Origin of the sequence: Streptomyces niphimycinicus, assembly GCF_018883605.1 — a bacterium.
GTDB lineage: Bacteria > Actinomycetota > Actinomycetes > Streptomycetales > Streptomycetaceae > Streptomyces > Streptomyces niphimycinicus.
Window position 1 is genome coordinate 1 of the sequence record NZ_JAHLEM010000063.1, and the last position, 1,695, is coordinate 1,695.

The 1,695-nt window shown below is 61.5% G+C and carries 2 protein-coding genes and 1 pseudogene; 1 reads left to right on the forward strand and 2 read right to left on the reverse strand.

Annotated elements, in window-relative coordinates; genetic code table 11:
- Window positions 1-276, reverse strand: a pseudogene (locus KN815_RS07870) (hypothetical protein); the annotation flags it as partial.
- Window positions 277-459: 183 nt separating this feature from the next.
- Between KN815_RS07870 and KN815_RS07875 the strand changes: the two are divergent.
- A complete protein-coding gene (locus tag KN815_RS07875) occupies window positions 460-1,206 on the forward strand; it encodes a DUF5919 domain-containing protein (RefSeq protein WP_216341021.1) in 747 nt (248 codons plus the stop codon).
- 64 nt (window positions 1,207-1,270) lie between these two features.
- Here KN815_RS07875 and KN815_RS07880 read toward each other — a convergent pair whose 3' ends face one another.
- A complete protein-coding gene (locus KN815_RS07880) occupies window positions 1,271-1,606 on the reverse strand; it encodes a phage major capsid protein (protein ID WP_216341022.1) in 336 nt (111 codons plus the stop codon).
- Window positions 1,607-1,695 lie beyond the last annotated feature (89 nt).

Sequence of the window (1,695 nt, forward strand, 5' to 3'; positions counted from 1 at the left end):
GTCGATGCCCACAGTCGTGAGCATGAGAGCGCGTGTGCGTTGCGGGTGTCGCTGCTGTTCCTGTCGCTTCTCATACGCCACCGGGTAGGGGCGCGCCATGGCAAGCGCGTGTCCGTCGAGTGCCCGGGGTTCGATGGCGGGAGCGGAAACCCGCGCGGCATGCACAGGGGGTGCCACGTAGGCGCGACTGTGCTTGCCGGGGGTGCGCCGCCCGAACAGGGCCTCTCTCACCCGTTCGGGTAGTCGTGATAGGCATTGCATGTCGGTCTGCTCCATTCAGATCGGCCATACCCCGGGGCCGTTCGCGCGGTCGCCGGGGGCCTTGCGTCTAGGCAGCCTGCCAACCCCTCAAAGGCGTATCCGCCCAAGTCCAGGGACAGTTGGGACGTTCGGGCGGTAGCGTTGAAGAACGCCCAAATGTCCGAGGGGGAGACCTTGAACACTGCCCTACGATCAGCTATGGCTGACGCCAAACTGTCGGCACGGCAACTTGCGTCACGCGTCGGGGTCTCCGGAAAGACGGTCGAACGTTGGATCGCGGACGCAGCCCTGATTCCACACGCGCAGAACCGTGAGGACGCCTGCATGGCGTTGGGAGTGAGTGAAGAAATGATCTGGCCGAAGGCAATCAAAGACCGCGTGAAAACGGGTGCCGACCGGGAAGTTATCCACTCTTACCCGTATCGCTCGGCATGTCCATCGACAGTTTGGCGCGAACTCATTACAGAGTCTTCGAATGAACTCTTCTTCGCCGGTTACACAAACTATTTCCTCTGGTTGGAACAACCAACGTTCGCAACCACACTGCGACGTAAAGCGGAAAGCGGGTGCCGGGTCAGGTTCCTGCTAGGCAACCCTGAGTGCGAAGTAACGCGTCAGCGCGAACAGATCGAGGATGTATCGCTTACAGTTTCCACGCGCATTCGCGTCACGCTGGAAAACCTCGCGAAGCTGGGGACTGTTCAGGGGATAGAGGCGCGGTTCTCGGCAGCAGCCGATGCCGCTAATCACGTCTCACTATCCGTTTTTCGGTTCGACAATCAAGCGTTGGTCACTCCGCATCTCGCACGCATGGTCGGCCATGACTCCCCCCTTCTGCACTTGCGCAAGCATGGCGACAGCGGCATGTTTGACCGGTTCGCCGAACACGCAGAGGAATTGTGGTCCAGGGGCGTACCGGTAGAATACGCACCCTCCGTGCGGTAGCCGCAACGCAGAAAAGGGCTGCGGCGCCATCTCACCGAAGTGAGAGGTACCGGAGCCCTTTACTTTATGCCGCAGAGTGCGCAAACCACTTGATGGCGCCTGTGGTGTCGACAAGGGCGGCGTCCGCCCGGAGGATGGCACGGAAGGTCACAAGGTCCGAGTTGAACGCGTAGTCGTTGGACCGCTCGAAACGGATTCCGTTGACCATGCGCACAAAGTAGTGCGACCAGTCACCGAACAGCACAGATTTTGCGCCCGCGCCCATGGCGGGCACGAATGGATCGGTGAAAGCTTGCGTCTTATCGTCCAACCCGGGCACGGGCACACGTTCAGAAATGGCTGTGACTATCACCCGCGCAACGCGACCGGCCGCAATTGCCGCCCTTATGGCATCGCGCATGTCAGTGACGGTCCCGCGCAATACGGGGCATCGGGGCCTTAGTGGCGCCAATCCCCGGCCCACCCAACGCCCCCGGGCACCGGCGCCGT